Below are 22372 nucleotides of genomic sequence, written 5' to 3'. Positions count from 1 at the left end.
ATGATCCGGGTCTTTCTCGTCGACGACCACGAGGTGGTGCGGGTCGGGGTGCGGTGTCTGGTCGACTCGCAACCGGACATGCACACCGTCGGCGAGGCCGCCACCCGCGAACAAGCATTGCGGCTGCTGCCGCGGCGCGACCCGGATGTGGCGGTGCTGGATGTGCGCCTGCCCGACGGCGACGGCATCTCGCTGTGCCGCGAGCTGCTGCGCCAGCGCCCCGAGCTGCACTGCCTGATGCTGACCTCTTTCGCCGACGAACAGGCCGTGCTCGACGCGGTGCTGGCCGGGGCGCAGGGGTTCGTGGTCAAAGACGTCAGCGGCCCGCAGCTGCTGGCCTCGATCCGCGATGTGGCCCACGGCCGTCCGCTGCTCGACCAGCAGGCCACCGCCGCGCTGATTCGCGACGTGCGCACCGGTGACCAGCGCCACGCCGCACTGCGCGATCTCACCGACCGCGAAATCCAGGTGCTGCGCATGCTGGGAGAGGGCCTGACCAACCGCCAGATCGCGCACCGGATGTTCTTGTCCGAGCGCACGGTCAAGAACTACGTGTCGCAACTGCTGGGCAAGCTGGGGCTGCGCCGGCGCACCGAGGCCGCGGCGATGGCCGCGCGCCTGGGCCTGACGCCGCGACCGGACAACCTGCCCTGAGCTTTTCCGATAGGCCGTGAGATATCCGCCCCGGGGTGCCCCGATGCCCTGAGGTCACCGATGCTCGTGACTTTCGGATCGATGCCGACCCTCGCAAATCCGGTGACCCTGGAAGGGAGTTCCCCTCGTACGGAAGGACACCCAGGGCGACCATGACACACCCCAGGCCCGAAACCATCCACGCCGCACTGCGTTTGGCGCTGCGCGCACCCTCGGTCCACAACTCCCAGCCCTGGCGTTGGCGCCAAGCCGACGGCGAACTGCACCTGCACGCCGACCGCAGCCGCCACCTGCCCGCCACCGACCCGCAGTCGCGGGCGCTGATGCTCAGCTGCGGCGCGGCCCTGCACCACGTGCTCGTGGCGCTCTCGGCGCTGGGCTGGGGCAGCGCGGTCACCTACGCCCCCGACCCGCACGACCCCGACCACCTGGCCACCATCCGCCTGGCGCGGCGCGCCCCTACCACCACCGACATCTGCCTGACCGCCGCGATCCTGTTGCGCCGCAGCGACCGTCGCCGCTTCGCCAACAGCCAGGTGCCGCGCCGCTATCTGCGCGCCGCGGTCGACTACGCCGCCCGCTTCGGCGCCCAGGTGCGCCCGGTCACCGACGCCTCGCGCGAACAACTGGGCAAACTCATGCACCGCGCCGCCGAACAGCACGCCGGAGACGCCCAATACCAGGTCGAGCTGGCCTCCTGGAGCGGGCGCCGCCACGGCCACGACGGCGTCCCCGCCCGCAACGCCGCCCCCGTGCGCGCCGCCGACACCCTGCCGATCCGGGAATTCACCGATCCGGTGCTGCTGGACGCCGCCGGCGACACCGACGCCGCGGAATGGCTGGTGGTGTGCACCGAACGCGACGACGACACCGCGCGGCTGCGCGCCGGGGAAACCCTGAGCGCGCTGCTGCTGGCGGCCACCGACCTGCGGTTGGGCACCTCGATTCAGACCGAGCCGCTGGGCGTGCCCGCACTGCGCGAGGAGATCCGATTCTCGTTGTGCGACAGCAGCTATCCTCAAGCCATGGTGCGTGCCGGCTGGATGCGCGCGAGCGCCGCCCCGCTGCCGGAGACCCCGCGCCGCGAGCTCGCCGACGTCTTCACCGACCACACCGGCGGCGCCCACGCACCGCAGGGCGAGGGGTCACCCGGCGCGTAGGTCGGCGGCCGGATCGGCGGTGATGCGCCCGGAATCGGTGTCGTAGTCGAACAACTCGCCATAGCGGCCCCACTCGATGGCCAGCTGCAATTGCCGGCGCGCGTCCTCGTCGGAGAAGCCGCGCTTCAGCAGATCCAGGATGAAATCGGCGCGCACACTGTGATCGCCGCTGCCGATCAACGCCGAGCACACCGTGCGCACCAGCGGCGCGCGCCGGCGCGCCTGGGTGGCGAAAATGGCCTTGCTGGCCTGGATGTCGGCGTGGGTGAAGTTCGCGCCCACAGTCGTCAGCATCACGTCACCGGCGTCCACGAGCAGAAAACCCAGCAGCGCCGCCGCGTCCACCAACGGCATCAGATCATCGAGCTCGAAGTTGAGTTCGTCGGCCACCACCGGCAGATCCGCGCGCCCGGCATTGCCCGACACCAGCTCGAGCAGACCCGCGATCCCGCCCACCGACGCATCCGGCAGCGGCACCGCGAACGGCGTCGACGTCTCATCCGGCGTCGCGGTGGTCTCGGTGTCGCGGCCGGTCAGCAGCCCGTAGATCTCATCCACCAGCGCCTGGAAACCGGGGGCGCGGCGGTTGCGCGGGCGCGGCTGCGCGACGTCGACCTCGGCGATGATGCGCCCCGGATTCGAACTCAACACCAGCACCCGATCCGCCAACTGCACGGCCTCTTCGATGTTGTGGGTCACGATGCACACGCATTTGGTCGGAAAGTCCTTGGCCGACCACAGATTCACCAGTTCGGTGCGCAGATTCTCCGCGGTCAGCACATCCAGCGCCGAGAACGGCTCGTCCATCAACAACAGATCCGGCTCCAGCACCAGCGCCCGCGCGAAACCGACCCGCTGGCGCATCCCGCCCGAAAGCTCCTTGGGATAGGCGCTTTCGAAACCGTCCAGCCCGATGCGGTCGATCGCCTCGAGGGCCCGGCGCCGCCGCAGCGCCGGCGCCACTCCGCGTGCGGCCAAACCCAGCTCCACGTTGTCCTGCACGCTCAGCCACGGCATCAACGCGAAGGACTGAAACACCAGTGCCGCACCGGGATTGGTGCCGCGCAACGGCCGATCCCGATAGATCACCTGCCCGCTGGTCGGCGCCAGCAGACCCGCGATCAGGCGCAGCAGCGTGGATTTGCCCGAACCCGAACGGCCCAGCAACGCCACGATCTCGCCCTCGCGCAGGCGCAGGTTCACCCGGTCGAGCACAGTGAGCGGCTCCCCGGACGCGCCGGTGAACGACATGTCGATAGCGCGCAACTCGATCAGGGTCTCGCCGGTGGTGACGCTGGTCATGAAGGTCCTCCGATCAGAGCGAGTAGCGGCGCTGGGCCAGCCCGTAGAGCCGCCGCCAGAACCCGCGATTGATGCCCACGACAAAACAACTCATCACCAGCACACCGATGAGAATGCGCGGGCTGTCCCCGGCGCCGGTGGCCTCGGCGATATAGGCGCCCAACCCGGTCGCGGTCAACCGGGTGTGCCCGGAGCTGACGACCTCGGCGACGATGGAGGCATTCCACGCCCCACCCGCCGCGGTGATCGCGCCGGTGACGAAGCTGGGAAAAATGGCCGGCACGATCAGCCGCCGCCACCACAACCGCCGCGGCAGCCGCAGATTCGCCGCCGCCTCGCGCAGATCGTTGGGCACCGCCGAAGCGCCGGCGATCACGTTGAACAGGATGTACCACTGCGCGCCCAACGCCATCAGCACGATCGCCGCCCACTGCAAGCTCGCACCCGTGGCCACCAGCACGCCGGTCACCAGCGGGAACAGGAAGTTGGCGGGAAAACTGGCCAGCACCTGCACGATCGGCTGCGCCAGCCGCGACACCCGCGGATTCAACCCGATCCACACCCCCACCGGCACCCACACCAGCGTCGCCACCACCAGCAACACGATCACCCGCGCCAGCGTCAGCGCACCCAGCCACGCCGCATGCCCCACCTCGCCGAACCCGGCGGTGTCGGCGATATAGCGGGCCATCGCGATCACGCCGGCCGCCACCGCGGCGCTTACCACGACGGTGAACGCGATATCGGCCGCGCGCCGCCGCGCCGGCGGCACATACAGCGGATACTCCGCCAGCCCGAACACCCGCATCGCCCGATCCACCGGAAACACCAGCGGCCCCAGCGCGCGGGCCAGCAGCCCGGGAATGTGGCTGCGGCGCAACAGATTCAGCATCAGCGAGCGCGGCGCGTCGGCGGCTTCGCTGTCTTCGACCCGGAAGCGTTCCGCCCACACCGTCAGCGGCCGCCACAACACCACATTCAGCCCCACCACCAGCACGATCATCGCCACGATCGCCCACAGCAGCTTGCCGATCGCCGACTCGGCGTTGGCGGCGGCCACATACGAGCCGATGCCCGGCAGCGTGTAAGCCCGGTTGTTGACACTGATCGCCTCGGCGGCGGTGAGGAAAAACCAGCCGCCCCCGAAACTCATCATCGCGTTCCACACCAGCGGAAACATGCCCGAGGGCACATCGACGCGCCAGAACCGCTGCCAGCGCGACAGGCGCAGATTGCGGGCGGCCTCGTCGAGCTCGCGCGGCTGCGAGACCAGGCTGTGGTGAAAAGCGAAGGTCATGTTCCACGCCTGGGAGGTGAAGATCGCGAAGATCGACGCACACTCCAACCCCAGCGACGACCCGGGAAACAACGCGATGAACCCGGTCACCGTCACCGACAGGAAACCCAGGATCGGCACCGACTGCAGAATGTCGAGCAACGGCAGCAACACCTTCTCCGCGCGCGGCAGCCGCGCCGCGGCGGTGGCGTAGACGAAGGTGAACACGATCGAGAGCCCGAGTGCGATCAGCATCCGCAGCAGCGACCGCGCCGCATAGTGGGGCAGCTCGGCGGGATCGGTGGAAATCGTTGCGGGCGCAGCGTTCTCGTCGAAGGGCACATGCATGCCCGCCGAGACCCGCACCACGACCCAGATCACCACCGCCGCCGCGGCGAACACCGCGACATCCGCCCACCGCGAGCGCGGCCGATCCAACGCACCCCGCGAGGGATACGCCCGCAACGCCGCGCTCACTGCTCGGTCTCCACCGGCGCGGGCACCGTGCGCCAGCCGACACTGGTCACCGACGGCTCCAGACTCAACCGGCTCACCGCCGCCTCCATCTGCCGATCGTCGCGGCGATCGCCGGTCAGCTCCGCGCGCACCTGCACCCGGCCCGCCGACGTGTCGTGGCTGGCGATGGAATTGAGCTGAAAATCGGTGCGCGTGAGCGACTGCACCAGCAGCGCGCGCACATGCGCCTCGTGCGCGTCGTCGGTCTCGGCGGTGAACGCATACAGCGCCACCTGCGCCTCGGGGCCGTCGGTGACCGGGCGATCCACCGACCGCGCCACCGTGCGCAGCGCGGTGTTGACCACCACCACCGCCACCGTGCCCGCCGCCGCGGTCGTGTACATGCCCGCACCCGCCAGCGCGCCCACCGCGGCCGCGCACCACAGGGTGGCGGCGGTGTTGAGGCCGCGGATATTGAACCCGTCGCGCAGGATCACCCCCGCGCCCAGGAAACCGATACCCGAAACGATCTGCGCCGCAACCCGAGTCGGGTCGGCGTCGGTGCCGTGGAAGCCGTGCGCCGACAACAGCACGAACAAGGTCGCGCCCGCGGCGACCAGCGCGTTGGTGCGCAGTCCGGCCATGCGCGCCCGGAACTGGCGCTCGAAGCCGATCACCGCGCCCAACCCGACACCGGTGCCCAGGCGAAGCAGCATTTCCCACGTGGTCATAGCGATCTCCGAACGACGACGAGACGGCGCACGCCACACAACGGACGTTCCGATCCGGACGCTACCGGCGCGGCGGTAGCGGGCGATGGAGCGCGGCGGTGTCGCCGAGTGAACGATTGGCTAACGGACTTCGATACGGTCCCTCGGACACGACCACCACCTCCTTCACGCGCGCAGAACAATGCCGGGGGAGTGGGAACGGCGCCAGATCGCCGCGTCGGGTACCACCCCTCGTAAGACGTTCAGCACTTCACGGCGTGAACCCGCCCGCGGGCGGGAGCCGGTCGGGGCTACCCCTTAACTCGGGGCAACCTGTCCTGATCCGGGGCGTCTCTCGACGTTCGGGATCGCCGGCCTGTATCCGTGAAGGAGCCTCAGCTAACGACGGCACCATGCGGCCACCAGTCAACACCCGCCCGCCGCGATCCGCAACCCGATGTGACCGCGATCGCTACCGCGGCAACGATTCCGGTGCCGTTCAGCCGCGATACACCCCGCGGTAGGCGTTGATGGTCTCCACCAGATGATCGACGATCTGCTCGCGGGTGGCGCGCAGGGTGCCGTTGAGCCAGGCCGAGAACATGCCCGCGTTGCCCGAGGCCATGGTGACCGCGGCCAGGCGCCGCTGCACCGGGTCGGCGATGTGGGCGAACAGATGATCCTGGATCAGGCGGGTGAAGGCGGGCATGACCGCGATGGTGGTCTGGCCCAGTCCGGTCGAGGAATACGGCTCCACCAGAAACAGTCGGGACTTGCGCGGATCCTCGAGCACCTTGTCCACCAACGCTTGCGACAGCGCCCGATCACGATGCGGATCGTCGGCCACGGCGAAGGCGGTCATCGGATCCAGGAACTCCTCGGCGATCTGACGGTAGAGCACATCGAGCAGTTCGTCTCGGCTGGTGAAGGATTCGTAGAAATAGCGGTCGGTGAGGTTGGCGCGCCGGCACACCGCGCGCATGGTGACCGCGCCCGCCCCGGATTCGCCGATCAGATCCAGCGCGGCCTCGAGCAGCGCGCCGCGGCGCGCCTCACGACGTTCGGTCAGTGTCGTGCCACCCCAGATGCGAGGTTCGGCGTCGGAGGGCGGTTGCTCGGTCTGCACCCGGTCAACAGTAGTGCCCGGCGCCGGGAGTGCGGGCACACCCGGCACCAGACCGATCGGTTCTCGCTGGGTGGGAGCAGCGCGCAGCTCAGCCCGTGACCAGGCAGGCGCTGCCCAGATTGATGCCGGTGCCGACGCTCACCTGCGCCCACTGCGAGCCGTTGTAGGACCAGGCCTGCACGAAGTGCTGACCCGTCGAGGTCGGCGTCCAGCTCGAGGTGGCCGAGCCGCCGCTGCCCAGGCTCAACTGCTGCGGGTTGAAAGTGGCCGAGGCGCTGTCGTAGAGCCAGACGTATTCGTTGGGACTGCCGTTGACGGTGACCGTGTAGGAGCAGTTGGTGCCATAGCCCCCGCCGATACTCGTCCCGCTGGCGACCGAGACGCCGCTGACATAGGCGGCGGCATCCGGTGCCGCCAGCACGAGTGCCGCACCGGCGGCGGCGAAGGTGGTGAGTGCGGTGAGGGCCGACTTGCGTGACCGAATCATCGTCGATCATCTCCCCAGAGATGGGTGAACAAAATCGTGCGACGCCATTGGCGCATATCAGAAGTGTCGACGGACAGAGGTCCCGACACGCGCGTATCGGGCTACTCGATTCCGCGGCCGCCGCCTCACCGACACCGATTGCCCTCGCCCGCAACCGGACGGTTCACCGCCGGCGGGAGCGAAAACCGCACCGCCCCTAACGATCCCCTAATTCACGCGCTCGATTCGCGCGACAGCTAACGCGTCGCTACCGTTCCGATTGTCCGAATCCGCGAGGAGGCGAAACGCGCAGACGCCTCCCCGCCCCCGGGCACGCGAGCCGGCTTCCCCGCGGCTCGCACCGCGTGCACCCCCCTGCGTGGGGGCCGCGAAAACCGGCGTCGCCGGGCCGGTCCCGATCCCGCGCCCGGCGACGCCGACCTCGCCGGGCGGTTGTGATCGGCCACGATTCCGGCGCAAAGCCTCCGCGAATCCGGCGGCACTGCGATGATCGACGGTGCTCGTTTCAGTACCGATCACCACCGTGAATCATGCTGGCTCACAGGATCGCTCGCGGTGAGAAGGACCGCGCTCATGGCCCGCACCCTCTACGCCGACTCCCCGGCCGTCCCCGAGACCCTCGAACCGTCGGGCTGGGGGCGGCATCTGGGCGTCAGCGACGACATCGCCGACGGCCTGTACTCCGACCAGCTGGGCGCATTGATCTTCGTGCGCAAGCTGGTGCGCTGCGGGTATGCGTTCAACGCGGTGATCGCGGCGCTGCTGTGGGTGTCGATCGCGGTGTGGGCCCGCTATTGCGATCTGCGTACCCTGCACGACTGCACCTCGGTGCCGGGGCTGTCGGCGCACTGCGATCCGGCGCTGCCCGGCTGGATTCTCGGCACCGCCGGCGGATTCGTGGCCGCGGCAGTGGTTTTCGTGCTGCTGTCGCTGCCGTGCTTCGTGGTCGGCTACGCGGTGCGCTGGGCCGCACGCGCGATGGCCGACCGGAATTAGGCGCTCGGCCATCGGTTTTCGGGCCGCGGCGACGGCGGTCGCGTCACCGCCCGGGCGGCTCCGCGGTGCTGGCGCCGGCGACGATCTCGCGCAGGGCGGCGATGTGCCCGTCGAAGGCGCTGCGCCCCGCGGCGGTCAGCCGGGCGCGCACCTTGCGGCGGCTGCCCTCGAGGCGGCGCTCGGTGGCCACGTACCCGGCTTCCTCGAGCGTCGCGAGCTGTTTGGACAGCGCCGAATCCGACAGATTCAGCCGATCCTTGAGAAACGCGAACTCCGCCCAATCCGCCGCCGCCAGCGTCGCCACCAGATTCAATCGCGTACTGGGATGGATCAACTCGTCGAAGCGCGCCCCGCTCATGCGCGCACCCACCGCCGCCCCACCCGCAACATCTCCGGCCCGCCGAAGCCGATGATCGCGGCCACCAGCACCGCCGACCACAGCGGCGCGTGCGCGGCGCCGTCGGCCTCCAGCACCACCGCCGCCGCCACCGTCAGCGCGACCAGCCCCAGCAGCATCCCGATCACCACCAGCGGCGTGCGCCGCCCCGCCACCTGCGCGCTCACCCGCACCTGCCCGGTGCGGCGGCGCCCATCCAGCCACCGCGACGCCACCGTCGCATGCCCCGCCCCGAACGCCAGCGTCGCCACCGCGACCACCCAGCCCGGCGCGAACTGCCCGATCACCCCCAAAAACACCCACCCGCAACCCATTGCCCACCAATACCCGCGCGGCAATCCGACCTCCTCGGCCACCTGCCGCCGCGCCCGCCCCGCCGCATCCAAGGCCGCCCGAGCCTGTTCCGGATCGATTTCACGCATGACTCCTCCTGACTTTCCTACTTGGAAAGTAAGATTCCACTTTCCCGCCGGGAAAGTCAAGCGTTATCCGAGGAGCTCGTCCAGGTAGCACCAGCGCCAGGATTCGCCGGGTTCCACCGAGCGCATCACGGGATGGGCGGTGCTGTGGAAGTGGTTGGTGGCGTGGTTGCCGGGGGAGGAGTCGCAGCAGGCGACGTGGCCGCAGGTCAGGCACATGCGCAGATGGACCCAGACCAGACCCTCGTCGAGACATTCGCCGCAGGCGTCGGGGGTGTCGGGCGTGCGCACACAGGGGGCTTCGCGCAGGTGCTCGCAGGCGCCGGCGGGCAGCGGGACCGACAGGGGCAGCCCATCGTCGTCGTCGGCTTCGGCGATGCGGTCGATGGTGGATTCCTCGATGTCGAGGGTGGCCATCACCGCTTGCAGCACTTCCTGATCGATCTGACCGGCGTCGCGGATGCGCAGCACGGTGTCGCGTTCGGCGGCCAGCATCGCCAGGCGCAGCCGGCGGTATTCGCCGCTGGGGGTCACCCGCTGGGATTCGGAGCGGCCCAGCAGCTCCCACGCCGACTGCGCCCGCAACAGCACCCGGTTGCGCAGGGCGTCGACGACATCGGGCGGGGTCTCGGGGGCGATGTTGGCCTCCAGCGCCTCGAGCCCGGCGCTGGTGGCCTGCTGCAGCAGATTGGCCTCCTGCAGCAGATCCTCGGCCTGACTGGGGCCGCGCAACCGCAGCACCCGCACCAGCGCGGGCAGCGAAAGTCCTTGCAGCAGCAGCGTTCCGCCCACCACCACGACCGCCAGCAACTGCAGAATCGCCAATTCCGGTGTGTCGCTGGGCAACAGCAGCGCCGCCGCCAACGTCACCACCCCGCGCATCCCCGCCCACCCGACCACCGCGGGCCCGGTCCAGTGCGGTTTGGGTTTGCCCTGGCGTTTGCCTTCGATGTGCCAGGCCGCATAAGTCGCCGGGAACACCCAGATCGGGCGCACCACGATCACCGTCGCCAGCACCGCCACACACGTCAGCAGCAGCGTCGAATGCGGCAGCCCGCTGTGCCAGGCCGCCTCCACCAGATGCCGCACCTGCAACCCGATCAGCAGGAATACCGCACTCTCGAGCAGGAATTGGATGGTGCGCCAATTGGTGTGCTCGGCGATGCGCGAGGCCGCGCTCTGCCACTGCGGCGCCCCGTGCCCGAGGATCAGCCCGCAGGTCACCACCGCGATCACCCCCGAGGCGTGCACGGCCTCGGCGGGCAGATAGGCGATCCACGGCGCCAGCAGCGACACCGAGGTGTCGAGCACCGGATCGCTGATGCGCCGGCGCAGAAACGCCAGGATCATCGCCGCGACCACCCCGATCAGCGCCCCGCCCCCGGCCGCGCCCAGGAAATCCGCGCCCGCCTGCCACAGCGTGATGCTGCCGGCCATCGCGGCGACCGCGGTGCGCAGCGTCACCAGCGCGGTGGCGTCGTTGAACAGCGATTCGCCCTCGAGCAGGGTCACGATGCGCCGCGGCATCCCCACCCGCCGCGCCACCGCCGTCGCCGCCACCGCGTCCGGCGGCGCCACGATCGCCCCGATCGCCACCGCCGCCGAGAACGACACCGGCAGCAGCCAATACACCACTCCGCCCACCGCGAACGCGGTGAACAACACCAACCCCACCGACAGCAGCGTGATGGAGACCTTCTTGGGCCGGAAGTCGATGAGCGAGGTGCGGATCGCGGTCGTGTACAGCAGCGGCGGCAGCAATCCCAGCAACACCAGTTCGGGTTCGATGTCGAACTCCGGCACGAACGGCAGATACGAGGCGACCACCCCGGCCACCGTCAGCACGAACGGCTCACCCAACCCCAACCGCCGCGCACCGGCCGCCAAGGCGACCGCCACCGACACCAGCACGACGAGTCCGAACGCCCACTCCACGCGAATATCCTGCCAGCCGCGCGCCCCGATCCCGGCACCGGCACACCCGCGCGCCCTTGACCCGCGGTGATCGCCGCAACGCCGCCGCTATTCGGCGTGCCCGCCCTGCGAGCGCGAGATGGCGAACACCGCGATGCGCGCGATCAGCGCGAGCACCCACAGCCCGACCCCGATCAGATTCCAGTCCGTGCCCGCGCCGGTGTAGGCGCCGGCGAGGATGGCGACCACCCCCGCCCCGAAGCACAGGCCGGTGACGGCATTGCAGATGGTCCGTGTGATGTGCAGGCCCACGGGCAGACCCGCGGTTGGCTCGACGCTGATGATGAAACTCCCTGCCCGGCTACTGAACTCGACCCAGGGGACCTTAGCGTGTCGGGGCCGCGGCTGCCGAGTCGGCGGCAACCTCCGCGTGCGGCAACGATATTCGCGTTCCCGGTTTACCCGCGCGCCGGCCGCGTCAACCTGTCCACCACGGCGGTCGGGTCAACCGTCGGTGCGGGCCTGGCAGCCGATCGCGGTGAGTGTCCACCTGCCCGCCGCCGCGCTGCTGCCCACCGAACATTTCGACGCCGCCGCCGTCCGCAACCCCGCCGACCCCGCCACGTTGGACCCGCGCCTGGCCGGACCCGACAACCTGCACCCCAATCCCGCCGGCTATCGCGCCATGGCCGACGCCGTCGACCTCACCGCCCTGCACGGCTGCGCCTGAGCGCGGGCGTGGCCGCGCTCAACTCGGGCGCGGCGCGGATTCCAAGGGCCGGCCCGCATCCCGCCAGGCCGTGACACCGCCGGCGAGGCTGAACGACTCGAACCCGTGCCGGCGCGCCAAAGCCGCGAACCGCAGCGACACCTCACCCACCGGGCACACGAACACCACCGGCCGCGACCGCGAGAACGGCACCCCCTGCGCGAGCATGTCCTCGAGCTGATCGTCGCGAATGTTCAACGCGCCCGGCACATGCCCGATCCGATACGCCATCGCGCCCCGGGTGTCCACGATCGTCGGGCGGGCCCGCTCGTCGAGCGCCGCGAGCGCCTCCGGCGACAGGGTCGGGGTCGCGGCCAGCTCCGCGGCCGACGGCGGGTGCGCGCGACCGGGTTTGCCGAACAGCTCCGGGCGCCGCTTGCGCACATACGACAGATACGGTTCGAGCCGGTCGCACACGATGAACACCGCCACCACCGGATCCGGTTGCGGCGCGAGCGTTTTCAGGAACTCCAGCGCTGCGGCGTAGGTCGCGCCGCTGGTCGGGCCGCCCAGCACCCCGTGGCCGGACGCCAGCGCCAGCGTCGCATCGACCGCCGCGCCCGCCTCGATCGCCACGATCCGGTCGTAGAACTCCGGCTGGAACAACCCCACATCCCACATCTCGGTTTCCGAGCGAATCCCGGGAATGAAATCGCCGCGCTCGGAGACCACCGCGATGGTCTTCAACTCCGGATTGTGTTTGCGCAGAAACGTCGCCGTGCCCCGGGTGGACCCGGTGGTGCCCAGCCCGCCGAGCAGATAATCCACCCGGGTGATCCCGTCGCGCGCGAGATCCTCGTGAATTTCGCGGCCCGTCCCGTGATGATGGGCCTCGATATTCTTTTCGCTGGTGTACTGCGACGGGTGATACCACGCGCCCGGCGCGCGCGCCATGGTCGCTTCGATGACCGAGTACACGTCATTGGGCGCCGTCGGATCCGGGCACTCCGACAGCCCCGGCAATTCCTCGATCTCGGTGCCCAACAGCTGCAACAACTCCCGCACCTCGGCGACCTTGATCCGATTGGTGACCGCGCGGAGCCCGAGGCCGTGCATGGCCGCCAGAATCCGCAACGCCTTGGCGGTATTGCCGCTGGAGGCTTCGATGAGGGTTTTCTTGCCCGCCACGATGTCGTCGAGATCGTCGCGGATCATGCCCCACGCGACCCGGTCCTTGACCGACCCGAACGGGTTGTAGAACTCGAGTTTCGCGTACAACTCGACATGCGGCAGCCCGTGCACGGCCGGATCCAGCCGCAACAGCGGTGTGTTGCCGATCAATTCGGTGATGTGGTCGTAGCGCATCAAGCCACCTCGTGCCGATAGTCGCCATCGCGGCACACCCGAAACGTCCCCGACCGTTGTGTCACCGCCACTTTCGGCGGCAGTGCGTGCATCGATGCGCGCGCTGCCGACAAATCCATGTGGTAGGCGCCGGTATTGGGGAACACGATGAGATCCCCGGGTACCGGACAGCGCGGCAGCCACACCTTGTGATTGGTGATCAGATCGCGTTCCAGGCACAGCCGCCCGGCCACAAACACCCCCACCGCACCGCGATTCGCGCCCGCTACCGGGGCGGCGGCGGGCACCAGGATCGGATCCACCATCACCTCCTGATCGGCCGGGGTGACGGTGTCGCGGCTGAGATCCACGTTCACCACCGTCGACCCGTCGGCGGTCTCCTTGACGAATTCCACCCGCGCCACGGTGATTCCGGCATGGTCGACCAGCGCCTTGCCCGGCTCGAGCCACACCTGCAGCAGGTTCTCCGACGCCACCTGCGCCAGAGCGCGCCCGCCGTGCGAGTCCAGCCCGGTGTCGAGCAGCTCGGCCAGCATCCGCTCGGCATCCACAGTGTTGGCGTATTTGTGGAAAACCGGTGTCCCGTGCACGGCGCCGTTCTCGAGCTGGAACCCGAAAGTGTTTCCGCCCCAGGTCATCGGCTCTCCGCGACCCAGCAGCGATTCCCGCAGCGCGTGCACATACGCATCGAATGCCGTGGCGTCGGCGGTGAAAACCTGCCGGAATCCACCTCCGATGTTGAGCACCGACGGCGACAGGCCTGCCGCGTAGGCGCGCTCGGTCAACACCAGGCAGCTCTCCACCGCGCGCACCCGCTCGGCAGGCTCCCCGGAGTCCAGGTGAAAGGCGAACCCGCGGAAATCGATTCGCTCCCGCGCCCCTGCCAGCAGCGTGAGCGCCGCGTCCACCCGGTGCAGCGGCACCCCGAACCGGCTGACCGGGGTCCCGGCGAAACCGCTGACGCGTACCAGCACCGGCACCGGCCGCCCCGGTGGGGCCAGGGCCGCAACACGTTCGAGCTCCCACAGATTGTCGACATTGATCGTGACGCCCGTGCCCACCAGCTCCCGCAGCAGCGCCTCACCCTTGGGGCCGGTCACCTCGATGCGGTCGGGGGTGAAGCCCGCCGCGGTCGCGCTGTCGAGCTCGGCGCGCGAGGCGACGTCGATGCCGACCCCCGCCGCGTGCGCGGCGACCACGAACGCCCGCGACTGATTCACCTTGTGCGCGTAGCAGATCCGAAACTCCGCCACCCGCGCCGCCAGCTGCCCGCGCAGCCGCGCCAGGTTCTCGGCGAACACCTGCGGAAACACCAGATGCGCCGGTGACCCGAACTCGGCCACCGCCGCCTCGACCGCGCCCGGTGTCGCCACGAACTCCGCCACCAGCGCATGCATCTTCGCCGGGAGTCCCGGCGATACGGCAGCGGTCATACCGCGGATTCGCTGGGCGCGGGCGTACTCAGGGTCGGGTTGTAGCCGCTGTCGCGCAACGCCTCGAAGGCGCGATGGCGGTTGCGGGGGCTGCGGAACTCCGCGACCACCCGCTTGCTGAGCAGATCGATATCGGCCACCCCGATGCTCATCGACTCCAGCACCCCGCTCACGGTGCGGATGCAATGCTTGCAGGTCATGTCGGGCACATAGAACACCCGATCCTCGCTGCCGAGTTCCGCGGTCTCCGAACCGGTTTCGGCCGCCGCCTCCGCGACGGTGACCCGCTCCACCAGCTGCACGAACACCTCGGTGAACTTGTCGATGACCACCGGCAGAATGCTGTAGTGCTCGCCGTCGAGCTGATGCGGCATGGCGGCCAGGCACGCCGGGCGGGTGCCCGGCGCCAGCAGCGCGTACTGGCGCGAGATCACATCGAGTTCCTCGTGATACTTCGCGATCGCCTCGGCCACGCTCAACCCCTCGACGTGGGTGGCGCGGCGCATCACCCGGTGCGCGTCCTCGATGGTCATATCCTTCATCGCGCGCAGCGTCGCCACCGTCTCGGCCGAATATCGCACCGTCCCATCGGGTTGGGTGGTGAGGGTGACCGCGATCATGCCGCGCCGGTAACTCGAGGCTTGCAGCTCCCAGAACCAGCGGGTCGCCACCGCCGCGTAGATGCCCGAATCCTTGATCCCGGCCGCGAATTCGGCCGGGGTCCGATACGGCGTCTCGCGCGCCAGCAGCGCGTGCTGGGCCAGCGCGCGCCCGGCCGCCTCGATGCCGACCCGGAAGATCTCCAACGGTTCGTGATCGGTGGTGGTGCCCGCCAGCACCGCCTTCTCGCGCGGGCTCAACGCCGACATGCGCTGCGCGAGCGCGGTATCGGCCCGCAGCGCATGCCACAGCACCAGCACCGTCTCGCGCATGGCGATCGGTACGATCGGGCCCAGCCCGCCGGCGCGGAAGTGCCCGGTATTGGGGATGCCGTCGCTGTCGGTCCAGGCGATGCGGTGGGTGGCGCTGGTGACCTGGTCGGCGCGGCAGGGCCGCATGAACCGTTCCAGATACAGCCGCTGCGACATGGTCAGATGCGAGCCGGGCTCGGGTGTCAGTGCCGCGCAGGTGTATTCGAGCCGCCGCGGCGGCGGCAGCACCGCCGGGGCGCCCAGCCCGGGGCGGGCCAGCGCCGCCAGGACCCGGGACGCGGCGCGGCGGTCGTAACGGGGTTCGGGTGTGGTCAAGAGACCTCCTCGGCAATCGTGGCGACACACTCGGTGAACCGGTCGATCTCCTCGACGGTGTTGTAGACGTGGGTCGACACCCGCACCGAATCCTCGTCACCGGGCCGCTGACCGGCGGGCACACAGTGCGCGCCGGTGCGGACCAGGAAACCCAGTTCGGCCAGCACGAACCCCAGATCGGTGGCGGTGATCCCAGCCAGGGTGAACGACACGATGCCGTAACCGGTTTCGCACGGCGCGTAGGCGGGGCCGGGCAGGAATTCGACCCCGGCGATGCGGCGCAGCCCCGCGATCAGCCGCTGGGTGAGCGCGCGATTGTGGGCGGCGACCGCCTCGAGGCCGAGGTCGTCGAGCACGCCCAACGCCGCGCCCAATGCCAGGATGCCCGCGATATTGTGGGTGCCGCCCTCGAGCAGCTGCGGCATCGGGCCCGCGCGCAGTCCCGAATCATCCAGTGACACCGCCGAATTGCCGCCCGGCAGAAACGGCATCAGCTCCGCGTGGCGGCGCCGGCGGCAGTAGAGCACCCCGAGCCCGGGCGCGCCGAACATCTTGTGCGCGGAGAACACCGCGAAATCCGCGTCCAGCTCCGCGACGCGCACCGGCAGATGCCCGCCGGACTGGCTGCAGTCGAAACACAGCGCGACCTCCGCGTCGATGTGCCCGCGCAATTCCTCGAGCGTGGTCAGCGCCCCGAACACGTGATGCAGATGCGACACCGCGATCAACCGGGTGCGCCCACTCAGGCGCGCGGCCACATCCTCCAGGTCGGCCTCGCCCAGCGCGGTCACCCGGTACGGCACCAGCGTGATGCGCCGCCCGAATCCGGCCAGCAGCCGGCGCAGCTGCTGCCAGGGATAGATGTTGGAGGCGTGATCGCGTGGGCTGTAGAGGATTTCGTCGCCGTCGGCCAGATTCGTCAGCGCCCACGACAGCGCCACCGCATTGAGCCCGGCGGTGGCGCCGCCGGTGAACACCACCTCATCGGGTGCGGCCCCGATGAATTCGGCCATCGCCGCACGCACCTGCTCGATGCGCTGGGTCAGGCTCGAGGCCCACGGATAGGTGCCGCGTCCGGCATTGGCGGTGTGCGCGCTGTGATAACGGTGCACCGCCTCGATCACCGCGCGCGGCTTCTGCGTGGTGGAGGCGGAATCCAGATACACCTCGCCGGTGTCGAGGGCGGGAAAGATTTCGCGCACAGCAGCGAGCGCCGGCGTACGGGCACGGGACCCGGCGGCGCTGGACGCGGGTGCGGAGGCGCGCACCGGTGCCCTCCCTCCGGCAGGAGTTCGCGCTGGACCTCACCAACGATACGCACAAATGCGAGCGGGCTCGAAGGTTCTCGCGGACAACCGCTTTCGCCGGTACCCCTTCGTTACCGCGCCCGCGAAACCCCGGCGGCGCGCCTCAGCGTTCGGGGCCGCCGGGATTGCACAGGGCGCTGACCGTCGCGTCGTAGCCGACCGCGGGCCGCCACGGTTCCAGATTCCAGCTCGGCTTGTCCGGGGCCACCACGCGCGCCCACTCCCAATGGCAGCGGAACTGATCGAACATGCCGGGGGTGTCGGCGTCGGGGGCGTCGGCGCGGACCTCCTGCCAGGCGCGGTCGAGGGCGGCGGGGAAGGTGTCCTTGCGGCCGGCTTCGGTGGGGTAGACGTGCAAGCGGCGGCCGTCGATCTCGTCGGTCCATTCGGTGTGATCGATCAGCGGCTGATCCGGATACGGGTCGACGGTCGGCACGCTCGGCGAGGGGCCGGCGATCGGCGCGGCCGACCCGGTAGGCGCCGGCGCGGGGGCCGGGCTGCCGGTGGCCGAGGCGGCGGCGGGGGCGGGTTGCGGGGCCAGGGTCAGCGAACTCACCACCACCGGCGCGGACTCCTCGGCCGCCCCGCAACCGGTTAGTACCAGTGCGAGGGCGAGCGCGGGCGGGCTACCCGCCAGTATCCAGCGCCGCCGCATGGGCCGTGCCCCTTCCCGTCCGATCGTTGCCACCGGGATCCGACGCTACCAGCGGCGATCGCGCGCCCACCGAACCCGCTGGGTAATGGGAACTTCGGAGTTCCGAGTTCGCCCGCGCTGGTGCATTGGCCCAGACAGCCCCTACGATGGCACGCGCAGGGCGGTTCGTGAAAGAGGGGACCGTCCGGCACCCTTGGTACCGGATGGTTGCTGACTGGTAGGGGCCCGATGAACGCCGCGAACGTGAAACTGCTTGTGTGGGAGTGCGACAACACCCTGTGGGACGGGGTGGTCTGCGATTCCAGTGCCGGTGCGCTGCGCGCCGACGCCGCGCGCTCGCTGCGCATTCTCGCCGAGCGCGGCGTCATGCACGCCATCGCCTCGCGCGGTGAATGGGCCTGGACGGTCGCGCAATTGCGCCGCCACGGCGTGGCCGAACGCTTCGCCGCCGTCGAGGTCGGCTGGGGCCGCAAGTCCGCGGCCATCAGCCGCATCGCCGAAACCCTCGGCGTCGATCTCGACCAGGTCGGCTACATCGACGCCGAACCCCTCGAGCGCAGCGAGGTCGCCCACGCGCTGCCGCAGGTGCGCTGCTACGCCGCCCGCCACGTGGATGTGCTTGCCGCGCTGCAGGAATTCCGTGCCCCGGTGGGCGACGTGCCGCCGCCCACCTCCCCGATGGCGCAGGTCCACGCCCGCTGAGGGCTCAGGCGGGGGTGGATTGCGCGTCGCCGCCGCGGATTTCGACGATCGGCAGCACCAGCGCCGCGGGCGCGCCGGCGGGGACCATCGGCCGCGCGGGCGCCACGGGGGCAATGCGCGTGTAGCCGGCGTCCTGGGGCGGGCGGGTGTCGAGTTCGCCCTTGTTGGGCCACAGCGCCGCGGCGCGCTCGGCCTGCGCGGTGATGGTCAGCGACGGGTTGACGCCCAGGTTCGCCGACACCGCCGCACCGTCGACCACGCTCATCGTCGGATACCCGTAGACGCGGTGGTAGGCGTCGATGACACCGTGCTCGGCATCCGCCCCGATCGCCGCGCCGCCCAAAAAGTGCGCGGTCAGCGGGATGTTGAACACCTCGCCCCAGGAGCCGCCGGCCACGCCGCCGATGGTGTCGGCCACCGCGCGGGTGACCTGGTTGCCCGCCGGGATCCAGGTCGGATTCGGTTGGCCGTGGCCCTGTTTGGAGGTCAGCTTGCGGCCGAACAGTCCGCGCTTGGTGTAGGTGGTGATCGAATTGTCCAGATGCTGCATCACCAGGCAGATGATGGTGCGCTCGCTCCAGTTCTTGACCGACATGAACTGCAACAGCGTCAGCGGATGCAGCAGCACCGTCCACAGGAACCGCAGCCAGCGCGGAATCCTGCCGCCGCCGTCGACCATGAGCGTCTGCAACAGCCCCATCGAGTTGGAGCCCTTGCCGTAGCGGACCGGCTCGATATGGGTGTCGGGGGTGGGGTGGATCGAGGAGGTGATCGCGACACCGCGGGTGAAATCGCGTTCCGGGTTCACCGTGCGGGTGGCCGCGCCCACGATGGACTCCGAATTCGTGCGGGTCAGCACCCCCAGCCGCGGCGACAGCTTGGGCAGCACGCCCTTGTCGCGCATGGCGAACAACAGCTGCTGGGTGCCGCGGGTGCCCGCGGCCAGCACCACGTGCTTGGCGGTGTAGGTCTTCGGCTGCTTGCGCACCCAGGCGCCGGTGCGCACGGTCTCCACCTGCCACGAATCGTCCTCGAGCGGACGCACCGCGGTCACCGTGGTCATCGGGAACACTTGCGCGCCACCGGCTTCGGCCAGATACAGATAGTTCTTGACCAGGGTGTTCTTGGCGTTGTGGCGGCAGCCGGTCATGCACTCGCCGCATTCGATGCAGCCGGTGCGCCGCGGGCCCACCCCACCGAAGTACGGGTCGTCCACGGTCTTGCCCGCCTCGCCGAAGAACACGCCGACCGGGGTCTGCACGAAGGTGTCGCCCACCCCCAGGTCGTCGGCGACCTGTTTGAAGACCTCGTCGGCCGGGGTCAGGTGCGGGTTGGTGACCACACCCAGCATCTTGCGGGCCTGCGTGTAATAGGGCATCAGCTCGTCGTGCCAGTCGGTGATGTCGCGCCACTGCGGGTCGGCGAAGAACGGGGCGGGCGGAACATAGAGCGTATTGGCGTAATTGAGCGAACCACCGCCCACGCCCGCGCCCGCGAGGATCAGCACGTCGCGCAGCGGATGGATGCGCTGGATGCCGTAGCAGCCCAGCTTGGGCGCCCACAGGAACTTCTTGAGATCCCAACTGGTCGTGGGCAGTTCGTCGTCGGCGTAGCGTTGGCCGGCCTCGAGGACCCCGACGCGGTAACCCTTCTCGGTCAGCCGCAGCGCGCTGACACTGCCGCCGAATCCGGACCCGACGATGAGCACGTCGAAATCGGTGTCGCGTTGGGTCATGGATTCTCCCTGTGTCGTCGTCGACAGTGTGGCGGCGGTTACGCTAACGCCGACAGTTGCCACTGTCAACGTACGCCGATAGCGGACTCTATGCTGTTCGCGTGGACCGTTTCAGCCGCCTGCAGCTCGCCGAACTCAGCGGCGTCGCCGCCCGCACCATCCGCTACTACCACTCGGTGGGTGTGCTGCCCCGGCCCGGGCGCGCCGGCAAGGAAGCGGTCTACGGTCCCGAACACCTCGAGCGGCTGCGCGCCATCACCGCCATGCAGGCGCGCGGACTGCGCCTGGACGCCATCCGCGAGGTCTTCGAGGCCGAGGTGCCCGCCGACGGCGACTGGCGCGAAGTGTTCGACCCCCGCTACAGCGGCGACCCCGAGACCCGCCCCCTGCTCGACGACGACGGCCTGACCGAACTGCTCGGCGATCGCCGCCCGGAAATCCTCGAGGATCTGCGCGCCGCCGGCTACCTCGAACGCTGCGGCGACCGCTGGCGGGTGCCCGAGCCGGCGATGCTGTCGGGCGCGCTGATCCTCTACGACGTCGGCACCGACATCGCCCTGTCGGGCGTGCTGCGCAAGCTGATTCGCAGCCATATCGCCGACCTCGCCGACGAGATGGTCCGCGTCATCCGCGAAGCCTCGGGCGCGGAATACACCGGCGAGGGCATCCGCCCCGACCTCGACCGCTTCCGCGATCGCTTCCGCGCCGCCGCCCACGAGGTCGGCGGCGCCACCCTGGTCGAGGAGATCGAACGCGCGGTCCGCGAACAAGACAGCTGAGCCGGCGGCCCGCACCGGTCACGGGGCGGGGGTGGGGATGGTGACGGGGGAGTCGCAGCTGGCGGGCGGGTCGACCAGGTGGCAGTCGGAGGGGAAGCGGACGGGTTCGTAGGCGGTGGGGACGCCGCCGGTGGTGATGATCTGGCGGTAGGTGTCGACGGCGTCGGTGGGTTTGCGCGTGAGGTTGGGGTCGGTGAGCGCGTCGACGGTGTAGAGGCCGAAACGCGGTGTGTAGGAGCCCCACTCGTAGTTGTCGGTCAGCGACCAGTAGTTGTAGCCGACGATGTTCATGCCGTCGGCCTTGGCGCGGGTCAGCCAGTAGACGGTGTCGCGCAGGTGATCGGAGCGGGTGTAGCCGTCGGCGCGGGGTTTGCCGTTCTCGGTGGGCATCCCGTTCTCCACCACCCACAGCGGCTTGCCGGGGAACTTCTGCGAATAGTGTTGCAGCGCATAGTAGATGCCCTCGGGGCGGATCGGCAGCTCCCACATGCCCGCCGGGGGCGCGGCCGCGCCGTCGGGCAGGTTGACCGCATTCGACTTCGGCGGATCGTAGGCGAAGTAGTAGTCGACGCCGACGAAATCGAGCTTGTCGCCGATGCGGTCCATCAGCGGACCGTTGACCTGAGATTCCGCTCCCGCCACATACCCGACATTGCTGGTGACCAGCGCTTTGGGCTGCACCTGGTGGATGTAGTCGTAGATCTGGTTGTGCACCTGCGCGACCTTGTCGAGCATCTGATCGGCGTCGGTGTCGTTCTGGCGCACCTCGTGCATGACGTAGGCGACCGGCTCGTTGACCGTGACCCACACCGGGTTTCGCGAGGTGTAGCGGTCGACGACCTTGCGCGCGTTGGCCAGCCAGTCCTCCACCATGCCCGGATTGCGCCAGCCGCCGCGCTCGGCCTCCCAGCCGGGATACACCCAGTGGTCCAGGGTCAGCATGGGCTCCATGCCGTTGGCCACGATGTCGTCGACGACCCGGTCGTAGAAGGCGAAGCCGTCCTCGTCCCACACCCCCGGTTCGGGTTGCAGTCGCGCCCATTCGATCCCGATGCGAAACACCTTCACCCCCAGGCTCGCGGCCAGGGCGATGTCGGTCTGATAGCGGGAGCGGAAGTCGATGGAGTTGCGGTAGCGATCCCACCCGGCGTTGGCGTCGATGTAGTGCATCCAGTTGCTGTCGGGCGCGTGGCCCTCGGACTGGAATCCCGAGGCCGCCACGCCCCACAGGAAGTCGCTGCCCAGGCCGCCGTGCGCGCGGGGTGCGGGCGGGGTGGCGGGGGTGGCGTGTGCGACGCCGACCGGCAGCAGGGTCGCGGCGGCGGCGAGCCCGGCCAGGACGAGGGCGTGCAAGCGTCGGCGCATCGGGGCTCCTCCTCCGGGACGGGTGGTCGGAATGTCCCGATTCGGAGCGTAGCTGTCAGTTAACTGAATTCCGGGGCAGTGGCGCGCGTGTCGCGCGAGCGGCTCCGCCCCGGGCACCCGCCGGTCGCGCCCGGATTTCCGGTCCGGAAAACCTCGGCGGCCGCCTCACCAGTGCCGA

At 69.8% G+C, this 22372-nt stretch carries 22 protein-coding genes and 1 riboswitch; of the genes, 6 read left to right on the top strand and 16 right to left on the bottom strand.

What is annotated here, in order from left to right; all coding sequences use genetic code 11:
- Positions 1 to 654: a response regulator transcription factor gene (locus D7D52_RS17485; protein WP_120744191.1), complete on the top strand. Its 654-nt coding sequence runs from the start codon at positions 1 to 3 to the stop codon at positions 652 to 654.
- Positions 655 to 806: 152 nt separating this feature from the next.
- Entirely contained in the window at positions 807 to 1814 is a 1008-nt protein-coding gene (locus D7D52_RS17480; RefSeq protein ID WP_120737795.1) for an Acg family FMN-binding oxidoreductase, read from the top strand.
- Here the strand turns inward: D7D52_RS17480 and D7D52_RS17475 are convergent.
- From D7D52_RS17475 to D7D52_RS17455, 5 genes are all read right to left on the bottom strand, one after another.
- Entirely contained in the window at positions 1800 to 3116 is a 1317-nt protein-coding gene (locus tag D7D52_RS17475) for an ABC transporter ATP-binding protein (RefSeq protein ID WP_120737793.1), read from the bottom strand. The two genes, D7D52_RS17480 and D7D52_RS17475, sit on opposite strands and share 15 nt — an antisense overlap.
- Positions 3117 to 3129: 13 nt before the next feature.
- Complete coding sequence (locus tag D7D52_RS17470) at positions 3130 to 4869, bottom strand: ABC transporter permease (RefSeq protein WP_187703168.1); 1740 nt, start codon at positions 4867 to 4869, stop codon at positions 3130 to 3132.
- Positions 4866 to 5579, bottom strand: coding sequence for an MgtC/SapB family protein (locus tag D7D52_RS17465; protein ID WP_120737791.1), 714 nt, complete (start codon positions 5577 to 5579; stop codon positions 4866 to 4868). Before D7D52_RS17465 ends, D7D52_RS17470 begins: the two co-directional genes overlap by 4 nt.
- 219 nt (positions 5580 to 5798) lie before the next feature.
- Positions 5799 to 5972: riboswitch (M-box (ykoK) riboswitch) on the bottom strand.
- Positions 5973 to 6057: 85 nt separating this feature from the next.
- The gene (locus D7D52_RS17460) at positions 6058 to 6684 is read right to left on the bottom strand and encodes a TetR/AcrR family transcriptional regulator (protein WP_120737789.1); all 627 of its coding nucleotides are present in this window, start codon (positions 6682 to 6684) and stop codon (positions 6058 to 6060) included.
- An 88-nt stretch (positions 6685 to 6772) separates the two neighbouring features.
- Entirely contained in the window at positions 6773 to 7171 is a 399-nt protein-coding gene (locus tag D7D52_RS17455; protein WP_120737787.1) for a hypothetical protein, read from the bottom strand.
- A 555-nt stretch (positions 7172 to 7726) separates the two neighbouring features.
- On the opposite strand from D7D52_RS17455, the gene D7D52_RS17450 reads away from it, so the two are divergent.
- Positions 7727 to 8167 carry a hypothetical protein gene (locus D7D52_RS17450; protein WP_162958378.1) on the top strand — a complete coding sequence of 147 codons (441 nt, stop codon included), beginning with the start codon at positions 7727 to 7729 and terminating at the stop codon, positions 8165 to 8167.
- A gap of 43 nt (positions 8168 to 8210) precedes the next feature.
- Here D7D52_RS17450 and D7D52_RS17445 read toward each other — a convergent pair whose 3' ends face one another.
- The 4 genes from D7D52_RS17445 to D7D52_RS17430 form a co-directional block, all read right to left on the bottom strand.
- Positions 8211 to 8525, bottom strand: coding sequence for a transcriptional regulator (locus tag D7D52_RS17445; RefSeq protein ID WP_120744189.1), 315 nt, complete (start codon positions 8523 to 8525; stop codon positions 8211 to 8213).
- Positions 8522 to 8986 carry a hypothetical protein gene (locus D7D52_RS17440; protein ID WP_120737783.1) on the bottom strand — a complete coding sequence of 155 codons (465 nt, stop codon included), beginning with the start codon at positions 8984 to 8986 and terminating at the stop codon, positions 8522 to 8524. Before D7D52_RS17440 ends, D7D52_RS17445 begins: the two co-directional genes overlap by 4 nt.
- A gap of 63 nt (positions 8987 to 9049) precedes the next feature.
- Positions 9050 to 10918, bottom strand: coding sequence for a Na+/H+ antiporter (locus D7D52_RS17435; protein WP_120737780.1), 1869 nt, complete (start codon positions 10916 to 10918; stop codon positions 9050 to 9052).
- A gap of 87 nt (positions 10919 to 11005) precedes the next feature.
- Positions 11006 to 11209 (bottom strand): hypothetical protein, encoded by a 204-nt coding sequence (locus D7D52_RS17430; RefSeq protein WP_120737779.1) that lies wholly within the window; start codon positions 11207 to 11209, stop codon positions 11006 to 11008.
- Between the two features lie 226 nt (positions 11210 to 11435).
- On the opposite strand from D7D52_RS17430, the gene D7D52_RS17425 reads away from it, so the two are divergent.
- Complete coding sequence (locus D7D52_RS17425; protein WP_187703167.1) at positions 11436 to 11627, top strand: SGNH/GDSL hydrolase family protein; 192 nt, start codon at positions 11436 to 11438, stop codon at positions 11625 to 11627.
- Positions 11628 to 11645: 18 nt separating this feature from the next.
- Here D7D52_RS17425 and D7D52_RS17420 read toward each other — a convergent pair whose 3' ends face one another.
- The 5 genes from D7D52_RS17420 to D7D52_RS17400 all read right to left on the bottom strand — a co-directional run bounded on the left by D7D52_RS17420 (position 11646) and on the right by D7D52_RS17400 (position 17646).
- On the bottom strand, positions 11646 to 12971 hold the full coding sequence (locus tag D7D52_RS17420; RefSeq protein WP_120737777.1) for a pyridoxal-phosphate dependent enzyme: 1326 nt from the start codon (positions 12969 to 12971) through the stop codon (positions 11646 to 11648).
- Positions 12971 to 14404: a type III PLP-dependent enzyme domain-containing protein gene (locus D7D52_RS17415; protein ID WP_120737775.1), complete on the bottom strand. Its 1434-nt coding sequence runs from the start codon at positions 14402 to 14404 to the stop codon at positions 12971 to 12973. Before D7D52_RS17415 ends, D7D52_RS17420 begins: the two co-directional genes overlap by 1 nt.
- On the bottom strand, positions 14401 to 15651 hold the full coding sequence (locus tag D7D52_RS17410; RefSeq protein ID WP_120737773.1) for a heavy-metal-associated domain-containing protein: 1251 nt from the start codon (positions 15649 to 15651) through the stop codon (positions 14401 to 14403). Before D7D52_RS17410 ends, D7D52_RS17415 begins: the two co-directional genes overlap by 4 nt.
- The gene (locus D7D52_RS17405; RefSeq protein WP_120737771.1) at positions 15648 to 16919 is read right to left on the bottom strand and encodes an aminotransferase class V-fold PLP-dependent enzyme; all 1272 of its coding nucleotides are present in this window, start codon (positions 16917 to 16919) and stop codon (positions 15648 to 15650) included. Before D7D52_RS17405 ends, D7D52_RS17410 begins: the two co-directional genes overlap by 4 nt.
- A 142-nt stretch (positions 16920 to 17061) precedes the next feature.
- The gene (locus tag D7D52_RS17400) at positions 17062 to 17646 is read right to left on the bottom strand and encodes a DUF2599 domain-containing protein (RefSeq protein ID WP_246023913.1); all 585 of its coding nucleotides are present in this window, start codon (positions 17644 to 17646) and stop codon (positions 17062 to 17064) included.
- Positions 17647 to 17841: 195 nt separating this feature from the next.
- On the opposite strand from D7D52_RS17400, the gene D7D52_RS17395 reads away from it, so the two are divergent.
- Entirely contained in the window at positions 17842 to 18315 is a 474-nt protein-coding gene (locus D7D52_RS17395) for an HAD family hydrolase (protein ID WP_120737767.1), read from the top strand.
- A gap of 4 nt (positions 18316 to 18319) precedes the next feature.
- Here the strand turns inward: D7D52_RS17395 and D7D52_RS17390 are convergent, their stop codons facing one another.
- Entirely contained in the window at positions 18320 to 20050 is a 1731-nt protein-coding gene (locus D7D52_RS17390) for a GMC oxidoreductase (protein WP_120737765.1), read from the bottom strand.
- Positions 20051 to 20151: 101 nt separating this feature from the next.
- Between D7D52_RS17390 and D7D52_RS17385 the strand changes: the two genes are divergently transcribed.
- Positions 20152 to 20829: a MerR family transcriptional regulator gene (locus tag D7D52_RS17385; RefSeq protein ID WP_120737763.1), complete on the top strand. Its 678-nt coding sequence runs from the start codon at positions 20152 to 20154 to the stop codon at positions 20827 to 20829.
- Between the two features lie 18 nt (positions 20830 to 20847).
- Here the strand turns inward: D7D52_RS17385 and D7D52_RS17380 are convergent, their stop codons facing one another.
- The gene (locus tag D7D52_RS17380) at positions 20848 to 22194 is read right to left on the bottom strand and encodes a family 1 glycosylhydrolase (RefSeq protein WP_120737761.1); all 1347 of its coding nucleotides are present in this window, start codon (positions 22192 to 22194) and stop codon (positions 20848 to 20850) included.
- Between the last annotated feature and the right edge of the window lie 178 nt (positions 22195 to 22372).

Origin of the sequence: Nocardia yunnanensis (genome assembly GCF_003626895.1) — a bacterium.
Lineage (GTDB): Bacteria > Actinomycetota > Actinomycetes > Mycobacteriales > Mycobacteriaceae > Nocardia > Nocardia yunnanensis.
This window is presented reverse-complemented; position numbering and strand designations above follow the sequence as displayed.